Source organism: Synechococcus sp. CCY 0621 (assembly GCF_019038465.1).
Lineage (GTDB): Bacteria > Cyanobacteriota > Cyanobacteriia > PCC-6307 > Cyanobiaceae > Cyanobium.
Genome location: NZ_JAFKRH010000005.1, coordinates 15036 through 34265, shown reverse-complemented (window position 1 = coordinate 34265; position 19230 = coordinate 15036). Strand labels below are relative to the sequence as shown.

21 protein-coding genes are annotated in these 19230 nt (G+C 67.7%); 16 read left to right on the top strand and 5 right to left on the bottom strand.

Annotated elements, in window-relative coordinates:
• Positions 1-13: 13 nt before the first annotated feature.
• On the top strand, positions 14-1261 hold the full coding sequence (glnT, locus tag KUG43_RS00865) for a type III glutamate--ammonia ligase (RefSeq protein WP_216905246.1): 1248 nt from the start codon (positions 14-16) through the stop codon (positions 1259-1261).
• Positions 1262-1890: 629 nt separating this feature from the next.
• Entirely contained in the window at positions 1891-3894 is a 2004-nt protein-coding gene (locus KUG43_RS00860; protein WP_216905245.1) for a glycosyltransferase family 2 protein, read from the top strand.
• On the opposite strand, the gene KUG43_RS00855 is transcribed toward KUG43_RS00860, so the two are convergent.
• On the bottom strand, positions 3803-4159 hold the full coding sequence (locus KUG43_RS00855; protein ID WP_353617879.1) for a winged helix-turn-helix transcriptional regulator: 357 nt from the start codon (positions 4157-4159) through the stop codon (positions 3803-3805). The genes KUG43_RS00860 and KUG43_RS00855 overlap by 92 nt on opposite strands.
• Positions 4160-4305: 146 nt before the next feature.
• Here KUG43_RS00855 and KUG43_RS00850 point away from each other — a divergent pair, with 146 nt between their 5' ends.
• The 10 genes from KUG43_RS00850 to KUG43_RS00805 all read left to right on the top strand — a co-directional run bounded on the left by KUG43_RS00850 (position 4306) and on the right by KUG43_RS00805 (position 12165).
• Positions 4306-5373: an alkene reductase gene (locus KUG43_RS00850; RefSeq protein ID WP_216905244.1), complete on the top strand. Its 1068-nt coding sequence runs from the start codon at positions 4306-4308 to the stop codon at positions 5371-5373.
• Between the two features lies 1 nt (position 5374).
• Positions 5375-5893, top strand: coding sequence for an NADPH-dependent FMN reductase (locus KUG43_RS00845; RefSeq protein WP_216905243.1), 519 nt, complete (start codon positions 5375-5377; stop codon positions 5891-5893).
• Positions 5894-5921: 28 nt separating this feature from the next.
• The gene (locus KUG43_RS00840; protein WP_216905242.1) at positions 5922-6614 is read left to right on the top strand and encodes a pirin family protein; all 693 of its coding nucleotides are present in this window, start codon (positions 5922-5924) and stop codon (positions 6612-6614) included.
• 69 nt (positions 6615-6683) lie between these two features.
• Complete coding sequence (locus KUG43_RS00835) at positions 6684-7049, top strand: hypothetical protein (protein ID WP_216905241.1); 366 nt, start codon at positions 6684-6686, stop codon at positions 7047-7049.
• A 13-nt stretch (positions 7050-7062) separates the two neighbouring features.
• A complete protein-coding gene (locus KUG43_RS00830; protein WP_216905240.1) occupies positions 7063-7491 on the top strand; it encodes a Hepatitis C virus core protein in 429 nt (142 codons plus the stop codon).
• Between the two features lie 106 nt (positions 7492-7597).
• Positions 7598-9766, top strand: a complete 2169-nt coding sequence (locus tag KUG43_RS00825; protein ID WP_216905239.1) for a glutamine synthetase III family protein — start codon at positions 7598-7600, stop codon at positions 9764-9766.
• A 134-nt stretch (positions 9767-9900) separates the two neighbouring features.
• Positions 9901-10167 carry a DUF3136 domain-containing protein gene (locus KUG43_RS00820; protein ID WP_216905238.1) on the top strand — a complete coding sequence of 89 codons (267 nt, stop codon included), beginning with the start codon at positions 9901-9903 and terminating at the stop codon, positions 10165-10167.
• Positions 10168-10276: 109 nt separating this feature from the next.
• Positions 10277-10696, top strand: a complete 420-nt coding sequence (locus tag KUG43_RS00815; RefSeq protein WP_216905237.1) for a tellurite resistance TerB family protein — start codon at positions 10277-10279, stop codon at positions 10694-10696.
• The gene (locus KUG43_RS00810; RefSeq protein ID WP_216905236.1) at positions 10693-11853 is read left to right on the top strand and encodes an FAD-dependent oxidoreductase; all 1161 of its coding nucleotides are present in this window, start codon (positions 10693-10695) and stop codon (positions 11851-11853) included. Before KUG43_RS00815 ends, KUG43_RS00810 begins: the two co-directional genes overlap by 4 nt.
• A gap of 60 nt (positions 11854-11913) precedes the next feature.
• Positions 11914-12165 carry a hypothetical protein gene (locus tag KUG43_RS00805; RefSeq protein WP_353617877.1) on the top strand — a complete coding sequence of 84 codons (252 nt, stop codon included), beginning with the start codon at positions 11914-11916 and terminating at the stop codon, positions 12163-12165.
• 5 nt (positions 12166-12170) lie between these two features.
• On the opposite strand, the gene KUG43_RS00800 is transcribed toward KUG43_RS00805, so the two are convergent.
• The 3 genes from KUG43_RS00800 to KUG43_RS00790 are packed head-to-tail and all read right to left on the bottom strand — an operon-like array spanning position 12171 to position 14390.
• Entirely contained in the window at positions 12171-12449 is a 279-nt protein-coding gene (locus KUG43_RS00800) for a DUF427 domain-containing protein (RefSeq protein ID WP_216905234.1), read from the bottom strand.
• Positions 12450-12492: 43 nt separating this feature from the next.
• Positions 12493-13068 (bottom strand): DUF2808 domain-containing protein, encoded by a 576-nt coding sequence (locus KUG43_RS00795; RefSeq protein ID WP_216905233.1) that lies wholly within the window; start codon positions 13066-13068, stop codon positions 12493-12495.
• A 26-nt stretch (positions 13069-13094) separates the two neighbouring features.
• Positions 13095-14390: a glutathione S-transferase family protein gene (locus tag KUG43_RS00790; protein ID WP_216905232.1), complete on the bottom strand. Its 1296-nt coding sequence runs from the start codon at positions 14388-14390 to the stop codon at positions 13095-13097.
• 122 nt (positions 14391-14512) lie between these two features.
• On the opposite strand from KUG43_RS00790, the gene cpcB reads away from it, so the two are divergent.
• From cpcB to KUG43_RS00770, 4 genes are all read left to right on the top strand, one after another.
• Positions 14513-15031, top strand: coding sequence for a C-phycocyanin subunit beta (gene cpcB / locus KUG43_RS00785; protein ID WP_216905231.1), 519 nt, complete (start codon positions 14513-14515; stop codon positions 15029-15031).
• A 310-nt stretch (positions 15032-15341) separates the two neighbouring features.
• Complete coding sequence (locus KUG43_RS00780; RefSeq protein ID WP_286194264.1) at positions 15342-16643, top strand: ammonium transporter; 1302 nt, start codon at positions 15342-15344, stop codon at positions 16641-16643.
• 14 nt (positions 16644-16657) lie between these two features.
• Positions 16658-16996 (top strand): P-II family nitrogen regulator, encoded by a 339-nt coding sequence (locus KUG43_RS00775; RefSeq protein WP_216905229.1) that lies wholly within the window; start codon positions 16658-16660, stop codon positions 16994-16996.
• Positions 16997-17091: 95 nt separating this feature from the next.
• Positions 17092-17811, top strand: coding sequence for an SDR family NAD(P)-dependent oxidoreductase (locus tag KUG43_RS00770; protein WP_216905228.1), 720 nt, complete (start codon positions 17092-17094; stop codon positions 17809-17811).
• A 6-nt stretch (positions 17812-17817) separates the two neighbouring features.
• Here the strand turns inward: KUG43_RS00770 and hemN are convergent, their stop codons facing one another.
• Positions 17818-19188 (bottom strand): oxygen-independent coproporphyrinogen III oxidase, encoded by a 1371-nt coding sequence (hemN, locus tag KUG43_RS00765; protein ID WP_216905227.1) that lies wholly within the window; start codon positions 19186-19188, stop codon positions 17818-17820.
• Positions 19189-19230 lie beyond the last annotated feature (42 nt).

Below are 19230 nucleotides of genomic sequence, written 5' to 3'. Positions count from 1 at the left end.
TCACCACCAACCGATGACCGACCTGGCCCGCTTCGCCGCCACCCATGGCATCCGGCACTTCCTGTTCTCGTTCTGCGATCTGTTCGGGGTGCAGCGGGCCAAGCTTGTTCCAGCCGCCGCGGCCGCCGAACTGGCCCGTTCCGGGGCCGGCTTCGCCGGTTTCGCCGCCTGGCTCGACATGACGCCGGCCGACCCGGACGTGCTGGCGATCCCCGATCCCACCAGCCTGATGGTGCTGCCCTGGCAGAAGGAGGTGGCCTGGGTGGCCACCGATCTGCAGGTGGAGGGCGTGGCGCTGGAGCAGTCCCCCCGCCGTGTTCTGCAACGGCAGATCGCCCGGGCGGCCGCCCTGGGCCTGCAGTTCCGCAGTGGCGTGGAGGCGGAGTTCTTCCTGATGGACCCTGAGCGGGAGGCCATCGCCGATGGACTCGATCGGCAGTCAAAGCCCTGCTACGACCAGCTGGCCTTGATGCGGCACTACCCCCTGATCAGTGAACTGCTCGAGGGCATGGAGAACCTCGGCTGGGGGCCGTACCAGGCCGACCACGAGGACGCCAACGGCCAGTTCGAGCTCAACTGGACCTATGCCGAATCCCTGCTGACCGCCGACCGCCATGCCTTCTTCCGGGTCATGGCGGCCGCCCTTGCTGAACGCCATGGCGTGCGGGTGAGCTTCCAGCCCAAGCCGATCCCGGCCCTCACCGGCAACGGCGCACACCTGCACGCCTCCCTCTGGGATGAAGCTGGGCACAACGTTTTCCACGACCCGGCGGGGGAGAAGGGCCTGTCGGAACTCGCCTATCAGTTTCTCGCCGGCCTGCTGGCCCACGCCCCGGCCCTGTGCGCCCTCACCAATCCGGTGGCCGGCAGCTACCGGCGCCTGGCCCGCTCCGTCACCAGCTCCGGTGCCACCTGGTCGCCATCCTGGATCAGTTACGGCGGCAACAACCGCACCCACATGGTGCGCATCCCCGACGACCAGCGGATTGAACTGCGCCTCGGTGACGGCGCCGCCAACCCCTATCTGCTCCAGGCCGCCGTGCTGGCGGCGGGGCTCGACGGCATCGAACGCCGCCTCGACCCTGGTCCCCGCAGCGACCTGAACACCTATGTGCAGGCACCGGACGGTGCGCCCTCCCTGCCCACCTGTCAGGCCGATGCCCTGGAGGCGTTCCGCCACGACGGACCGCTGCGGCACGCCCTGGGCGAGGCGTTCTGCACGGCCTACGAAGCCCTCATCGCCCAGCGCAGCGATGGCTGAGATCGCCCCTGGCCCGTCATCTCCGGGCCAGGGGAAGATCAGCAGAACTGCCTATAGCCAGGACGCTCCAGAAGGGAGAGAGTGACTGCATCAACCAGGAGGCTCCAGCGATGGAAGAGACACCACCCGGTCAGATGCCAGGAGTTCGTTGACGGCAGGTCCCTGCTCCAACAGTCTTGTTCCCACCAACGGTTTCCCGTTCTCTTGCAGATCACCCGATGCATCGTTCAGGTGCCCACGGGTCTACGGAAACCAGCTCCTGGATGCCTCGGCCCCAGGTGCCACCGCCCGCAACTCCGACTCCGAAAACCACCCCCCGGGGACTCCCACGGATCCCCATCTCAGCTGACCTCTTTTCGATGGCGCGATTATGACGGCGTGGGCATCCTCGGCCCCGTTTCGTCATCACCCATCAGCGGTCCCCAAGGACCTGATCGTCAGCCCTTCTGATCGTCCAAACTCACACCGACATCAGACCCATCAACACAAGCCAGGAACGATCCCCGTTCCACCCCAAGCCCGGCTCTCCTGGAAGCCGGGCTTTTTCATGGGCGCCGCTGGCGTGGAGGGGGGCCGCGGCCGGGGCCCGTGGAAACCACCTAGGTTTGCTTAACAATTGGACAGGGTTGATGACGCGCTTGCCCTGGGCCGTGTTGCTGCTGACCTTGCTGGGGGCCCGCTATCTGAGCTGGCGCCTCAGCGCAAGTCTCAACCTGGCCACCTCTCTGTCCACCACGTTGAGCCTGCTGACGCTGGCCGCCGAACTGGTGCTGCTGGCCGGCTTCTTCCTGCAGCTCTGGTTCACCCTCCTGCCCGAGCGGCCCGCGCCTGCCGCAGGCCCGATCCCGATGCCGGCCCCGGCGGTCGATGTGCTGGTGCCCAGCTGTGGGGAACCGGCCGAACTGGTGGAACGCTGCCTGCGGGGCTGCCTGGCGATGGACTACCCGGCGCTGACAGTCTGGCTGCTGGATGACGCTGGGCGGCCGGAGCTGGCCGAGCTCAGTGACCGCCTCGGCTGCCGCTACCTCGCCCGGGTCGACCACGCCCACGCCAAGGCCGGCAACCTCAACCACGGACTGCGCCACTGCCAGGGCGATCTGGTGGCGGTGTTCGATGCCGATGTCGTGCCCCTGCGGCCGTTCCTGAGCCGCACGGTCGGCCTGTTCACAGATCCGTCCGTGGGGTTCGTGCAGACCCCCCAGAGCTACATGAATGCCGATCCGGTGATGCGCAACCTGCGGCTGGAGCGTTGGCTGCTGCCGGATGAGGAGAGCTTCTACCGCTGGATCCAGCCCACCCGCCAGAACCTCAATGCGGTGGTCTGCGCCGGCACCTCCTTCGTGATGCGGCGCAGTGCCCTGGAGCGGGTGGGGGGCTTCGAAACGGCCACCCCCTCGGAGGATCTCGCCACCGGTATCCGGATCACGGCCGCGGGCTACCGCAACCACTACCTCTCGGAGAAGCTCAGCGCCGGCCTGGCCCCGTTCACGGCGGCGGCCATGGCCCGGCAACGCTGCCGCTGGGGCAGCGGTTCGTTGCAGACCCTGCGCACGGGCGCCGACCCGCTGCGGATCCCCGGGCTCAGTCCACTGCAACGGCTGGCCTACAGCGAGGGCATCCTGCACTGGTTCAGTTTCCCGGCCCAGTTGGTGCTGCTCTGCACACCGCTCAGCCTGGGCCTGCTGGGCATTGCCCCGATCCTGATCGGCGGGGAGGCGCTGGTCAGCGTGGCCCTGCCGTTCTTCCTCTGCCAACTTCTGTTCACCCGCTGGCTGAGTGGCCACGCCCGGGCGGCGATCCTGCCGGAGCTCTACCGCTGGATCTTCCTGCTGCCGATCTGCGCCGCCGTGGTGTCCACGGCCCTGGGGCGGCCGCGCCAGTTCCGGGTCACCCCGAAGGCGGTAACCGGCCAGGGGGCCACCGGCCCCGATGCGGGCCTGTTACTGCCGCTGCTGGTGCTGCTCGGCCTGCAACTTCTGGCCTTGGGCAACCTGGCGTCGGGTCGGCAGCCGCTGCTGGCGGGCCAGGGGGCGGCGCTGCCGGTCTCGGTCGCCACCCTCGGGGTGCTGCTGGGCTGGAGCCTGCTCAACGCTCTGCTGCTGCTGCTGGCGATCCGGAGCTGCTGGGATCGGCCCCGGAGTGATGGGGTGCCATGGTTCGCCCTGTCCCTGCCGGTCCGGCTGCACCACGAGGGAGGGATGGTACCGGGACGACTGCAGGCGATCAGCGCCACGGGCGCCGAACTCAGCCTGGAGAGCAAAGACGCTGCCCGCGCCCTGGAGGCCACCGCCCCCCTCTGCGTGGAGGGCCTTCTGCCAGGCCAAACATTGCCGTTCGTGCCGGTGGCCCAGCGCGCCGCTGCCATCGGCGGAACCTGGGGACCGCTCACCCCCTTGCAGCGGGATCAGCTCGAGACCTTGCTCTACCGACGCGAGGGTCTTTGGCCCACCCTGCGGGCCGCCTTCGAGTTGCGCACCCTGCCACAGGTGCTGCTGCGAGCCCTGCAGAGGATCGCGCCGGAGAGCTGGTTCCGCCGCAGCCTCATTCCCCAGCTTCCCCCGCTGGAGGCGCTGCTGCTCCCCAGGCATGCAGACCTTCCAGCACGGGCAGCAGTGCCTGACCACGCTCGGTGAGTCCGTACTCCACCCGGGGCGGCACTTCGCTGAAGACCCGACGCCAGACCACAGCATCGGCCTCCAGCTCCCGCAGCTGGGCCGTCAGCACCTTGTGGCTCACCCCCAGAAGCGACCGCTGCAACGACGAGAACCGGCGCACACCACCGCTGAGCTCACGCACGATCATCAGCTTCCAGCGTCCGCGCATGACCCGCAGGGCCAGTTCTGCCGGGCAGACCTGGGGATCACCGCTGCTGCCGAGGTCGTCGAGAAACGTGGTCACGGATACGGGGGTTACCAGCGGGTGACCCAGGCACCAGTCGGTGCGTTCTTGTCAGGCAAGGGGCGCGTCCGCCAGAGTCTTCCCATGACCTTAACGATCCCTACCAGTCCAGGTTGTTTCCACTCTCCCTTGCCGGTCTCCGCACGATGAGCGACCTGTTCACTCCCCTGACGGTGGGTCGCCTGGAGCTGCCCAACCGGGTGCTGATGGCTCCCCTCACCCGCGGTCGCGCCGAACCTGGCCACGTTCCGGGCCCACTGATGGCCTCGTATTACCAGCAGCGGGCCAGCGCCGGTCTGCTGATCGCCGAGGCCACGATGGTGATGGAGGGCAACTCCGCCTTCTGGCATGAACCCGGCATCCATTCGCCGGCCCAGGTGGAGGGCTGGCGACTCACCACTGAGGCGGTCCACGCCGCCGGTGGACGGATCGTGCTGCAGATCTGGCACGGCGGTCGGGCCTGCCACCCCCTGCTCAACGACGGCCGTCAGCCGGTGGCCCCGAGCCCGATCGCCATCACCGGCGACGAGGTGCACACCCCCGAGGGGAAACAGCCCTACGTCGAGCCCCGGGAGCTTGCCGATGACGAACTGCCGACGATCGTGGCCGGGTTCCGGCAGGCCGCTCGCAACGCCACCGCCGCCGGCTTCGACGGGGTGGAAGTCCATGGCGCCAACGGCTACCTGCTCGATCAGTTCCTGCGGGACGGCAGCAACCGGCGCAGTGGTCCCTATGGGGGACCGATCTCCAACCGGGCCCGGCTGCTGCTGGAGGTACTGGAGGCCGTGCAGAACGAATGCCCCCTGGTAGGCCTGCGGATCTCTCCGCTGAACGGCTTCAACGCGATGGTCGACAGCGACCCCATCGGACTGTCCAGCTGGCTGGCGGAGCGGCTGAATGGAACGGGGCTGGACTATCTGCACGTGATGCGGAGTGACTTCCTCGGCCAGCAGCACGGCGACGTGCTCACCCCGATCCGGGCCGCCTTCAGTGGGGTGCTGGTGGGGAACATGGGCTACAGCGCCGAGGAAGCCAACGCCGCCATCGCCGCCGGCCAGCTCGATGCGGTGGCCTTCGGCAACGCTTTCCTGGCCAACCCCGACCTGCCCGAACGGTTCCGCCGTGGCGCCCCCCTGCAGGATCCCGACCCAGCCACGTACTACACCGCCGGTCCTGCCGGCTATACCGACTATCCCTTCCTGGAGCCCGCCTGACATGGCCCCCGATCTTCTGGTGCTGAGCGCCAGCAACGGTGAGAACCTGGCCCTCTCTGAACGCTTCGCCGCCGCGGCCCGCGCCCGCGGCATGGGGGCCGACGTGCTCGACCTCACGGACCTCTCCCTGCCGCTTTACAACCCCCGCACCCATGCCGAAGCCGGCCTTCCTGCCGAGGTGGGCCCGCTCAGCCAGACCCTCGCAGCCGCCCCTCGCTGGGTGATCTGCGCCCCCGAGTACAACGGCTCGCTGCCCCCGGTGCTGACCAGCGCCATCGCCTGGCTCTCGGTCCAGGGGGAAGGGTTCCGCAGCCTGTTCAACGGCCGGCCGATCGCGATCGCCACCCATTCCGGCGGGCCCGGGGTGGAGGTGCTGGCCGTGCTGCGCATCCAGCTGGCCCACCTCGGGGCCCATGTGGTCGGTCGCCAGCTCTCCAGCAGCCGCCAGAACCCCGCGAAGGACAGCAGCATCGACGACATCGTGCACCGCCTCCAGCGGATGGAACCGATTCAACCCTGACGACCCCCAACCCCAGGCCCCCCAGCCCATGACCCTTGTCTTCCGATCTGCCTCGGAGCGGTTCCACAGCCAGCTCGACTGGCTGGACAGCTGGCACAGCTTCTCCTTCTCCCACCACCACGATCCGGCCTGGATGGGTTTCGGGCCACTGCGGGTGATCAACGACGACACGATCGCCGCCGGCCGGGGCTTCGGCATGCATCCGCACCGGGACATGGAGATCATCACGGTGATGGTGGAGGGCCAGCTCAACCACCACGACTCCATGGGCCACAGCGAGGTGCTGCGGGCCGGAGAGGTTCAGGCGATGAGCGCCGGCACCGGCGTGGTCCACAGCGAGATGAACCAGGGCGAAAGCCCCTGCCGGCTGCTGCAGATCTGGATCGAACCGGATCGGGCGGGCCACCCCCCCGCCTATCGCCAGGAGCCGTTCGAGCTCGGCCCGGACTGGACGCCGCTGCTGGATCCGGACGAACGACAGGGGGCCCTGGCCATCAACCGGCCGGTGCGCCTCTGGCGGGCACAACCTGCGGCAGGAGAGCGCCTGGCGCTGGCCATCGCCCCTGGGACCTCTGGCTGGTTGCAGCTGATCTCTGGCCAGGGGACAGCCTTCGGGCAGCCTTTGCAGCGGGGCGACGGTCTCGGCTTTCCGGCGGCCCCAGCCGACAGCTTCGAGGCCGGCGCCGATGGGGCAGATGTGCTGCTGTTCGAGCTGCGCTGAGCGGAGCTGGCTGGCACGGTGGTGCACTTCCTCGTCCCGGCTTCAGGATGGGGACAACAGCCGGACGTCATGGCCCGTTTTCTGCTCCTCTTCCGGCCCCGGCAGCCGCTGCCGCCAACTGAACTCATCGGTCGCCTCGATCCCCTGATCCAGCGGTTTCACGCCGACGTGGAGCATCGCTCCCCCGCCCACCTCAGTGCCATGGTCCGGGGGGAGCACGAGATGCTGCGGCTGCAGCTGATCGCTGACGTGCAGGCCAAGGCGGATGGGCCTGTGCTGGAACTGGTGCTGATGAGTCGGGAAGCCATGGGGGCCGGCGCGCCCCACACCAAGCAACTGTTCGAGACGCTGGTGGCGATCGCGGCTCAGGTGATGCCGGACCTTGACCTGGTGTTTCGATCCGACCGGGACGGCGCCCTCCCCGACCGCTACTGAGACAATGACAGGGATGCAGACGCTCCTGACGACACCGGCCGCCCTGGCGGAACTCCAGCCACCACGGGGCTATCGGGTCCTGGCCTGGCTCGGCCTGGTGGCCAACCTGCTGGTCCTGCCGCTGGGCCTGGCGGCGATCCTGCTCACCAGCATCTGGAGAACGGCCAATGTCGTCGTTTACACCAGCGCCGTGCTGCCCGCGGTGGCCCTGGGGGTGGTGGCTTGCGTCGCGTTGCTGAAGTGGAGGCTGTGGGGCCAGGTGCTGGCAATCGTGGCGCTGTCGCTGGATCTGGCGATTGAGATGGCCTACGGCATCGTGCGGATGACCCTGGTGGGCGAAGAGCGCCTCCTGCTGGCCGTGGCAGGTCCCCTGGCCTGGGGCCTCACCCTGGCGGCACTGGTGTTCTGGTGCCGGCCGGCGATCCGCTCGTACCTGAGCTGAGGGTTCGGCCCGGCCCGCTGGGCAACCTGCCGTTCTGTATCAACGGCACCACCCATAGGGCAGGACACAAGGATTGGATACCCTCCAGCCGACCAACGCTGTTTCCATGCCCAGCCCCCAACGCTTCGCCGCCCTGCAGGAGATTCACAGTCGTGTTCCGGTGGTGACCCCTCCCATCGAATCCCTCGATGATCTCTGGGCCAGCGACGTGTTCAGCCTGGCCAAGATGAAGGCGGCGCTGCCCAAGGACATCTTCAAGTCGGTGCAGCGCACGATCCGGGAGAGCGGCAAGCTTGACGTCTCGGTGGCCAACGTGGTGGCCCAGGCGATGAAGGAATGGGCCACCGGCCGCGGCGCCCTGTACTACGCCCACGTCTTCTACCCACTCACCAACGCCACCGCCGAGAAGCACGACGGTTTCATCTCGGTACAGGGCGATGGCTCGGTGATCACCGAATTCACCGGCAAGGTGCTGGTGCAGGGCGAGCCCGACGGCTCCTCCTTCCCGAGCGGCGGCATCCGCACCACCTTCGAGGCCCGCGGCTACACCGCCTGGGACATCACCAGCCCGGCCTTCCTGATGGAGACCCCCAACGGTCTCACCCTCTGCATCCCCACCGTCTTCATCTCCTGGACTGGCGAAGCCCTCGACAAGAAGACCCCCCTGCTGCGCTCCAACGCCGCGATGAACAAGCAGGCCCAGCGCCTGCTGCGGCTGCTCGGTGAAACCGATGTGGCCCCGGTCAACTCCAGCTGCGGCGCCGAGCAGGAATACTTCCTGATCGACAGCGCCTACGTGCCCCTGCGTCCCGACCTGCTGCTGGCCGGCCGCACCCTGTTCGGCAAGCCCTCCGCCAAGGGCCAGCAGTTTGACGACCACTACTTCGGCGCCATCCCCCAGCGGGTGCAGGTGTTCATGCAGGACGTGGAACGCCAGATGTACAAGCTGGGCATCCCCGCCAAGACCCGCCACAACGAAGTCGCCCCTGGCCAGTTCGAGATCGCCCCGTTCTTCGAGGCGGCCAACGTGGCCACCGACCACCAGCAGCTCACGATGACCATCCTCAAGAGCACGGCGCGGCGCCACGGCATGAACTGCCTGCTGCACGAGAAACCCTTCGAGGGGATCAACGGGTCCGGTAAGCACGTCAACTGGTCGGTGGGCAACCCCACCCAGGGCAACCTTCTGGATCCGGGCAGCACCCCCCACGAGAACATGCAGTTCCTGCTGTTCTGCGGCGCCGTCATCCGCGGCGTGCACAAGTTCGGCCCCCTGATGCGGGCCGTGGTAGCCACCGCTGGCAACGACCACCGCCTCGGCGCCAACGAGGCTCCTCCGGCGATCATCTCCGTCTACCTGGGCAGCCAGCTCGAAGATGTCTTCCGCCAGATCAAGGAAGGCGACGTGACGGGCTCCACCCATGCCGGCGTCATGCAGCTGGGCGTCGACACCCTGCCGGAATTCCCCAAGGACCCCGGCGACCGCAACCGCACCTCCCCCTTCGCCTTCACAGGCAACCGCTTCGAGTTCCGTGCCGTTGGCTCCAACCAGTCGGTGGCTGGGCCCCTGGTGACGATGAACACGATTCTGGCCGACTCGCTCGCCTACGTGAGCGACCAGCTGGAGCAGAAGATGGCCGCGGGCGAAAGCCTCCCCGGTGCCGCCTTCTCCGTGCTCAAGCAGATCATGACCGACCACGGCAACGTGGTGTTCGGCGGCGACGGCTACTCCAGCGAATGGCACCGGATGGCCGTGGAGGAGCGGGGCCTGGAGAACCTGCCCACCACCGCCGATTCCCTGCCGGTGTTGCAGCGGCCTGAAGTCCGCGACCTGTTCGCCCAGCAGGGTGTCCTCACCCCCCTGGAGCTGGAGAGCCGCTTCGAGGTCTACGCCGAGCAGTACGTGCTGGCCATCGACGTGGAGGCCAAGCTGGCCGTGCAGATCGCCCAGACCCAGATCTACCCGGCCGCCATGCGCTACCTGGGTGAGCTGGCCCATTCCGTGCAACTGCAGACCGCGGTGGGCCTCCATGTGTCCCCGGACACCCAGAACAAGGTCGCATCCCTCAGCGCCAAGCTGATGGAACTCAGCAGTGCGCTCGAAAGTGCCATCAGCCAGGCCCCCCACGGCACCATGGCCCACATGCGCTACTCCGCCGACACCCTGATGCCCCTGATGCATCAGCTGCGGGAAGTGGTTGATGGCCTTGAGGCCCTGGTCGATGACAACCTCTGGCCCCTGCCCTCCTACCAGGAGATGTTGTTCATTCGCTGAGCCCCCAGGCCGCACCTGCTGAAGGGCCCTTCGGGGCCCTTTTTTGTGGCCTTCAGCTGGAGGGGCCTCTCGTCCTGCGCGCTTGGTTCCCTTCGGCACAGTCGCGCCATGGTGGGAGGTGCTGAAGTCGATGAATGTGTCCTCCAGCCGACCAGCTCCCCGCCGCCGACGGATCCGCCGAACTCCGGGATCTGGAGGATCGCTACGGCTCCTACTGCCGGGCCATGGGCATGCTGGTGCGGGAAGGCAAGAGCCTCAAGACTGTGCAGCGGACCGTGTGCTGGCAGCAACTGGCCCGCCTGCACGACTGCCGCCCGGCCCGCTACCAGGAACCCGACGCCCTCTATCTGAAACTGTGCCGGGAAGGCGGGAACGGCGGGGCGGCGGCGACCAGGCGCTGAGGCCCGCAGGGCGCTGCCGGGGACTCTTTCGTGGATTCGGTCACATCGGCCACTGACAGGCACCCCTGAAGAGAACGATGACGGGTGTTCCTTGCTTTTGACGCGATCCATGGACGCACCTACGGCCTTCGCTGCGGTCGCACTCGCCGCCGTCTCCTGGGATGGTGCTCTCACCATGGCGGGCACACGGGCCCTGCGCCACGCCCTTGATTACCGCGCCCCCTTCAAGGGTCGCAGTGACAAGGAGATGATCACCCTGATGGACACCCTGCTTCAGGGCCTGCGGGCCAAGGGGTCGATCGGGCTGATGGAGGAAGCGGCCTCGGTGCTCGATGACCGCCAGCGCCACACGGCCTACGCCGTGGCAGCGGAGATCATGCGCTCCGACGGCCCGCTGCAGGATCAGGAGCAGACGATTCTCGCCGACCTCGCCACCACCCTGCGCCTGGATCCAGAAGAAACCAGCAAGGTCCTGGAGGTGATGGACGTCCTCCATGCCAGCATCCTGGAGCCCGCCGTGAGCGCATGAGTTCCGCCCCCGCCGGCCTTCGCATCGCCGTGGTGGGGGCCGGCAGTTCCGGCCTGCTGCTCTCGGTGATCCTGCAGCGCCAGGGCCACAGGGTCACCCTGTTCGAACGCTCACCACGGCTGCGCACCGAAGGCTGCGGGATCCTGCTTGTGAAAAGTGGCGTCGAGGCGGTGGCCGCCGCCGCGATCCCCGGTCTGCTCGACGATCTGCTGGTCGGTGGCCATCCGGTCCAGCGGTTCGTCTTCCGCAACCTGAGGGGTGATCTGATCGAAGCCAGCCCGGCCGAAAGGGAGGCCGACGCGTTGCCGTCGCTGCTGATTCACCGGCGCGCCATCCTGGACGCCCTCTGGCGCCATTTCGATCCCGTTGGCTTCCAGGGCGGTCGCTGCCTCGTCAGCTGGAGCCAAAGCCAGGAAGGCGTCGAAGCGCAGTTCGCCGAAGGCCCCCCGTGGACGGGCGATCTGCTGATCGGAGCCGACGGAATCTTCTCCAAGGTGGCCGCCTTGCTCCGCCCCGAGCGGCGCCTGCAGTACCTCGGCGATCGGGTCTGGCGTGGGGTCGTGACCGACGAGACCTTCTGCGCCGGCGGCGATTTCTTCGTCTATGCCCGCGGCCGGGGCATCTACGCCAATTTCTTCGATCTGGGCCCCGATGGGGAAGGCAACGGGCGCACCCACTGGGGCTTCTTCCAGGAAGAGGAGCTCCCCGCCGACCGCGGCACACGGCAAAGGCTGCTGGAGGAGGGGGTCCCGGCCGAGGCCCTGGCCAAGCTGCCCGCCGATGCCGCTGCCATCATCCGTGCCACGGACCCGGAAGGGGTGGTGGCGAACTGGTCCTTCGACATCGACCCCCTGCCGGCGTTCGTTGCCGGGCGGGTGGCCCTGATCGGCGACGCCGCCCATGCGATGAGCTCATCCCAGGCCCGGGGAATGACGGCAGGACTGGAGGATGCGGTGGCCTTGGCCGGCTGGCTTGCCCCCGGCAACTCCGCCACCCCGGAGCTGGCCCTGCAGCGCTACCAGCAGGAGAGGCTGCCGGTGGTGCACCGCTATCAGGAGCGCAGCCGCCAGGTCAGTCACCGCACGGGCCGCAAACGCCCCCCCAGCCGTGACAGCGCCGGGGTCCAAACGCCTGAACAACACCGAAAGATGTTGTGAAGGTGACAGTTCGGATCTGGCACAGGGGGCAGAATGAAACTCCTGTATACGAGGCAAGACGTGGCGATCTCCTTACCTCAGACCCGTCACCGCAGCAGTTCTCCCTCCTGCCGCACCTACCGGCTGGTGGATCAGCAGGGTGAACCCCATCCCATCCTCGACGACCTCTACGAGTCCCTGGATGCGGCCTGGAGTGAGGCGCTGCACTGGTGGCAGGAAGAATTCGGCCCCGTGCAGGGACCGGTTGGCATCGGCGTGGAAGTGAGCACGATGAGCGGTGAATGGCGCACCCTGCGCTACCCGGGCACCTGAGGGTCTCAGCCCACCGACACGCCTTTCCAGAAGGCCACCCGGCCACGGATGTTGCTGGCGGCCTCCTTCGGCTCCGGGTAGTACCAGACGGCATTGGCATTCTCCTTCCCGTCCACCACCAGGTCGTAGTAGTGGGCTTCCCCCTTCCAGCCGCAGACCGAGCGGTGGCTGGAAGGCCTGATGCAGGCGGCATCCAGCGACTCCGCCGGGAAGTAGGCGTTGCCTTCCACCGTCACGATGTCATCGCTGCTGGCGATCACCGTTCCATTCCAGCTGGCCTGCATCACTGACGCCGTCGAAGTGTGTTCATTCTGACCCCCGCTCAGCTCACCAGTCGTTGGGTTGGTAGATGCGCAGGGTGCCCACCCCCACCGGGCTGGCCACTGGGCCCGGTCCGGCTGGAATCGCCGTGACCTGAAACAGATAGGTGTCGGCCTGGACGGGGTTGAACCAGGGCCGCAGCGACACGGTGACGGTCGCCCCGGGGGGAACGGGCTCAGGGAATTGCAGGGTGAAGCGCCGGGCGGCCGGTTCGAAGCTGGCCAGCACGGGGACCTGGCGGCCCTCACGACGGGGGGCCCCCAGGAAGGCCCGGGTCCGCTCGACGGCGAAGGGGAACTGCCAGTCGGCACCCCTGGTCTGCTGGATGGTCAGGCCGCCGAGGGAGGCACCCGCCAGCTCATCGAGGCTGAGGGTGAAAAAGTACTCCGCCGGGGATTGGCCCACGTTGGTGGTGAAGCTGGTGAGGGTCACCTTCCAGGGGGCCCGCACGAACGCGGTGCGGTCCCCCAGTTCCAGGGCTCGGGCGCCGGGCGCCGCGCTGCCGAGCAGCAACAAGAGCGCCGCCAGCGGCAGGAGGGCGGCACTCCCCCCCGGGGGCCTGGGCCATGAAGGACGGGCCATGGCCAGCTGCAGCGGTGGAGCTAACGCTAAGGGGCCGCACCTGCGGAGCGGTTCACAGCGGCCAGGAATGGAGACGGATCCTGGTCGCGGCGATGCTGCACCGGAATCGGCTCCCCCTGGGCGGTGGCGTCGGCCGGATCCAGGCGGGCGGTGGCCTCCAGGGAGCGGCGCAGCCGACGGGCGGCATGCAGTGGCATGTCCCTCGGCACGCTGATGCGATCGCGCAGGTAGCGCAGCCCCTTGGCCGATCCCGCCGGCGGCGGGCACTCCCTTCCCGTGATCAGGAGGGTGAGCGCGCAGCGCAAGGGCCGATCCATCCCGTCCCGGCCGAGGGGATTGCGTGCCAGCAGGGTGTCCCGGTGCCGCAGCACCCTGGCCAGGGCCACGCCGGCCGCATCTGATGGCTCGCTCTGGCTGGTTTCGGGATCGGACCCGGGTGTGGCCACCAGCGGCCAGGGGCCGGCATCGATGCGCTGCGCCATGGCCTGCTGCTGCGGCAGGCCGCTGGCGTAACAGCCCCCCATCTGGGGGGGTAGGTCGTGGGCGTGGGTGTGGAAGTCGCTCTGGGTGCCCAGATAGGTGGAACGCTGCTCGAGGGCATGGAACCAGCGATCGATGGCCGGGTAGCGCTCCCGCAGCAGGTACCCCTTGTAGTAAGCCAGGCTCGCGTTCATGCGCTCGAGGTAGGGCACGAAGATCAGGTCCACCGTGCCCAGCTCCCCCAGCAGAAACGGTCCGGGGCCGGCGCTGAGGGCGCTGGCGAAGCGTTCGGCGAAGCGATCGAAACCCTGCTGGCCCCGCACCTCCTCCTGGGCCCCACGGCTCGGGACGCAGAGCCACTGGCACCAGGCCCGGAACAACTGACGCTCCAACTGGCGCAGGGGAAGCACCTGCTGGGCGTTCATTCCCTGCCCAAGCGGACCGAAACTCGCCTCAAGGGCTTCCAGAATGCGGTCGCTTTCGGTGATCAGCCGACCGTCCAGCTCAAGGGCCGGCAACATGCCGCCCCGTACCAGGTCGGTGTACCAGGGTTCCTTCTGCCCGTAGCAGAACATCGTCACCTTACGGATCCGATAAGGAATCCGCTGCTCCTCCAGCCACAGCCAGACCTTCTGGCAGTACGGGCACCAGGCGTGGTGGTCCCGGTACAGCGTCACCCGGACTTCCCCTTCCGGACGGCCGAACAGACGCCACAGGGCCTGGGGGCTGGTGGGCCCTGTTGCCGGATCCCGAAAGGCTGGGGTGGCGAGGGTGGGCGCCGCCTCCACGGCCAGCTCCGCCCAGTCCATGGGCTCGAATGGCGCGGTGAAGGAGCCGGCCATGGCAGGGACAAACGGTTTCCATAGCCTAGGCATCCCCCCATGGCCAAAACCCACAGGCGGCCCTCGCACCACCAAGGACGACGAACCTAAAGTCTGGGGACCCGCGCCACCAGCGACACCCCATGTTCGACGCCTTCACCAAGCTCGTTGCCCAGGCCGACGCCCGCGGCGAGTTCCTCAGCCCCGGCCAGATCGACGCCCTGGCAGCCATGGTGGCCGAGAGCAACAAGCGGATGGACACCGTCAACCGCATCACCTCCAACGCCTCGAAGATCGTCACCAACGCCGCCCGCGATCTGTTCGACCAGCAGCCCGCCCTGATCGCCCCCGGCGGCAACGCCTACACCCATCGCCGCATGGCTGCCTGCCTGCGCGACATGGAGATCGTTCTGCGTTATATCACCTACGCGATCTTCACCGGTGATGCGTCTGTGCTTGAGGACCGCTGCCTCAACGGCCTGCGTGAGACCTACCTGGCCCTCGGCGTTCCCGGGGCTTCGGTGGCCGAAGGCATCCGCAAGATGAAGGACGCCGCCATCGCCATCGCCAGTGATCGCAACGGCATCACCCAGGGGGACTGCGCCGCCCTGATGTCGGAAGTGGGCACCTACTTCGACCGCGCTGCCGCCGCCGTCGCCTGAGTCCGGCCCCTCCTCTAGCCAAACACTGAGCCGGGAACCACTCCCGGCTTTTTTGTGACCGTTTGCTCGTCGGACCGGATGTTTGTGGTCGTTGCTACAGAGGCTTGCTCCCTAGGCACAGAGGGTGAAAGGTGGCCACTGAGGAAGGATTCTTCCCCTCACAATGCACGGTTCACCTTCCGGTGGAGCTTGGTCCGTAGCAAGGACCTTTGATCGCTTCCGCCAAACGTTTCTGGAACGCCTCCAGGATCCTCAGCTGCGTCGTCTCGCCTTTTTTCTGCTCGCGCTTGGGGCCGGCCTGCTGCCGTTGATGGCCGGAGCCGCCAACGCCTCCCTGGCCCTGGCCCCGACCGATGGGGCCGACACCCTGCTGATGCTGGTGGGCTCGGCGATGGTCCTGCTGATGACCCCAGGTCTGGCTTTCTTCTACGGCGGTTTCACCCGTTCCAAGAACGTGTTGAACTGCATGATGATGAGCTTCTTCCTGATGGGGCTCATCGGGGTTCTCTGGGTGGTGATCGGCTACAGCCTGTCCTTTGATACGGGCTTCGGCAGCCCCTTCATCGGTGGCCTGGGATCCATGTTCCTGCATGGCGTCGGCGGTGAACTGGGCGACCAGCCCCTGGCCGCTGGGTTCCCAATCAGCGCCACATCGTTTGCCCTGTTCCAGGGGATGTTCGCCATCATCACCCCCGCCCTGATTTCCGGGGCCCTCGTGGAGCGTGTCAGCTTCAAGGCCTGGTTCTGGTTCTGCCTGATCTGGAGCCTGCTGATCTATTCCCCCATGGCCAAGATGGTCTGGGGGGGTGGATTCATCGGACCCTTCGGTGCGATCGGAGCCATCGATTTCGCTGGTGGCACCGTGGTCCACATCGCCTCCGGCGTGGCCGCCCTGGTGGCCGCCGCCATCATCGGCCCCCGCACCACGTGGCCGAACAGCAAGCGACCGCCCCACAACGTTCCGTTCATCCTGCTGGGCGCCGGCCTGCTCTGGTTCGGCTGGTTCGGGTTCAACGGGGCCAGCATGTTCGCCTCCAAGACAGCCGGCTACCCCTTTCTCACCACCACAACCTCGGCCTCAGCGGCCATGCTGACCTGGTGCCTGATCGAATGGTTCAAGGACGGCAAACCCACGGCAGTGGGGGCTTCCACCGGTGCCGTTGCCGGCCTGGTGGGCATCACCCCGGCAGCGGGTTTTGTCTACATGGAGCAATCCATCCTGATCGGCATCCTCACGGCCGTGGCCTGTTTCATCGCCGTGCGGGTGAAAGCCACCATCCAGTTCGACGATTCACTCGACACGTTCATGCTGCATGGCGTGGGAGGCACGGTGGGCGCCCTGCTCACGGGGATCCTCGCCTCCAAGGCGCTGGTGCCCGGGGATTATTTCCCCCTCTCCGCCAAGATCCTTGAGGAATCAGGTAACTTCGGCCTGTTCATCGCCCAGCTCAAAGCTGTTATCCTCACCTACGGATTTGTTGCTCTGGGCACGGCTGTTATTCTCTGGATTCTCGGTGCGTTGATGCCCCTGCGCGTCAGCGCTGAAGAGGAAGAGCGCGGTCTCGACTTCGTGGCTCACGGAGAAGAGGCCTACGATCCAATGACCAACTGAAGACCAAACCTTCCATGAAAATGATCACGGCCATGGTCCGCCCCTCCAAGGTGGATGCCATCAAGACAGCCCTCGTCGCCCTTGACATCATCGGCATGACGGTCACCGATTCCCGTGGATTCGGTCGCCAGAAAGGCCAGGTCGAACGCTACCGAGGCACCGAGTTCACTGTCGAGTTTCTGCCCAAAGCCAGAATCGAGATCGTGGTTCCCACCGCCAAATTGGACGCTGCCATCGCCGCCATCACCAAGGCGGCCCACACCGGCGAAATCGGCGACGGCAAGCTTTTCGTCACCTCCGTGGAAACGGTGATCCGGATCCGCACCGGAGAGTCCGGCGAAGCCACGCTCTGACCCCACGATCCCTGCGGCTCAGGAGACATCACCAGGAGCTGACCACGGCGGTCAGCTCCTTTTTTTGTCCCTCCCTACCCCCGCACCTGCCGGCCATGACCCAGCCCCGCACCCTGCTGATCAGCGGCGCCAGCCGCGGCATCGGCCGCGCCATCGCCGAGAGGGCCCTGGCCGACGGCCATCGGCTCAGCCTGGGGGTGCGGGATCCCGCCAGGCTGCCGCAGGGCCTGCTGCTGGAGGCCGCCCGCCTGCAGCCCGGGCGGGTGCGGCTCCATCCCTACGACGCCCGCGACCCCAGCCAGGCCAGCAACTGGGTAGCGGCGACCCTGGCCCACTTCGGCACGATCGACGGGGTGATCCACTGCGCCGGGCTCTTCTCCCGGCTGTGCCTGCTGTTTCCGCCAGGCGGGGAAAAGGAGATCGAGGACCTGTGGCGCGTGAATCTGATGGGTCCCTGGTGGCTCAGCCGGGCCGCCTGGCCGGCACTGGTGGCCAGCGGCGACGGCCGGGTGATCACCCTGGTGTCGATGAGCGGCCAGCGGGTGAAGGGTTCCCTGGCGGCCTATCCATGCAGCAAGTTCGCCCTGATGGCCCTGTGCCAGTCGATGCGCAACGAGGGCTGGGACGCCGGCATCCGGGTGACGGCGATCTGCCCGGGTTGGGTGAACACCGCCATGGCCTCCCAGGTGACGGCAGTTTCCGCCGACGCCATGACCCAGCCCGAGGACCTGGCCGCCCTCACCGCCCAGCTGCTGCGACTGCCCGCCAGCGCCGTGCCCTTCGAGCTGAAGATCAACTGCGTCCTGGAGGGCTGAGGCCGCTCAGATCAGCCGCGAGCCGGAGGCCACCCGGCGCTGGGATGGATCGAACACGGCCGCCACGGTTCGGATCAGCCAGCGGCCCGAGGCGGTGACCTCCACCAGTCCCAGGCCGTCGACCTGGCTGAGTCGCACCAGCCCGTCGCCGGCCAGCTCCCCGAGGGCGGCCCATTCGGCGGCGTAGAGCTCCGGATCGATCGCCACCTGGAAATGGCACATCACTTCCCGGATCAGTTCCCGCCGCTCCAGCACCTCCGGATCGCTGACCACCAGCCCCCGCTCCACCGGCAGCTGGCCGGCGGCGATGCTGGCGGCGTAGGCCTTCAGATCCCGCTGGTTCTGGCTGAACAGCCCGGGAAACTGGCTGATGGCCGTGGGCCCCACCCCCAGCAGCTCCAGCTCCCCACCGGTGGTGTAGCCCTGGAAGTTGCGGTGCAGGCGACCCTGCCGCGCCGCGACGGCCAGGCTGTCGCCGGAGAGGGCGTAGTGATCCATGCCGATGGCGTCGTAGCCGCAGCCGCCCAGCCGGGAGGCGGCACTCTCCAACATCTGCAGCCGCTGCCGCTGGGAGGGCAGATCCTCCCGGGCGATCTTGCGCTGCAGGGGCAGCTGCTCGGGGAGGTAGGCGAAGGAAAACAGGGACACCCGGTCGGGGCGCAGGTCCTGCACCAGGGCCAGGGTGGCGTCGAAGCGCTCCGGGGTCTGGAGCGGCAACCCGCAGATCAGATCGACGTTGACGCTGGCGAAGCCCGCCTCCCGCATCCAGGCCATGGCCCGGCGCAGCTGGTCCACGGGCACCACCCGGTTCACCGCCCGCTGCACCAGGGGATCGGCATCCTGGATGCCGAAGCTGATCCGCGTGAAGCCCAGGCGGCGCAGCTCCATCACATCCTCCCGGCTGAGGGCCTCCGGATTGACCTCGATGGAGGCCTCCAGATCGTCCTCCAGATCGAAGTGCCGCTCAATCAACCGCCAGAGGCTCTCGCGCTCGGCAATGGTCAGGTAGTTGGGGGTGCCTCCGCCCCAGTGGAGCTGGGCCAGGCGCCGCCGCTGGGCGGAGCGGCGGGAGATCAGCTCCAGCTCCGCGGCCAGGGCCTCCAGGTAGGGACCCACCACCTTGGAACCGGCGCCGGTGGTGACGCGGTTGCAGCCACAGAACCAGCAGGCGTTGCGGCAGAAGGGCACATGCACATAGAGCGACAACGGCTCGTCCGTGGGGCGGGCCAGCTGGGTCTCGAGGTCGGCCGCCGTGACGCCCCCGTGAAAGGCCGCCGCCGTGGGATAGCTCGTGTAGCGGGGGACGGGCCGGTCGTGCTTGAGCAGCAGATCAATGGTGGTGGCGCCGGGCGCTGAAACGGTGGCCGCTGGGGTCATGGTGTGGGGAGGGGAGGTTGGGTGGGAGAGGGGTTCAGGCGG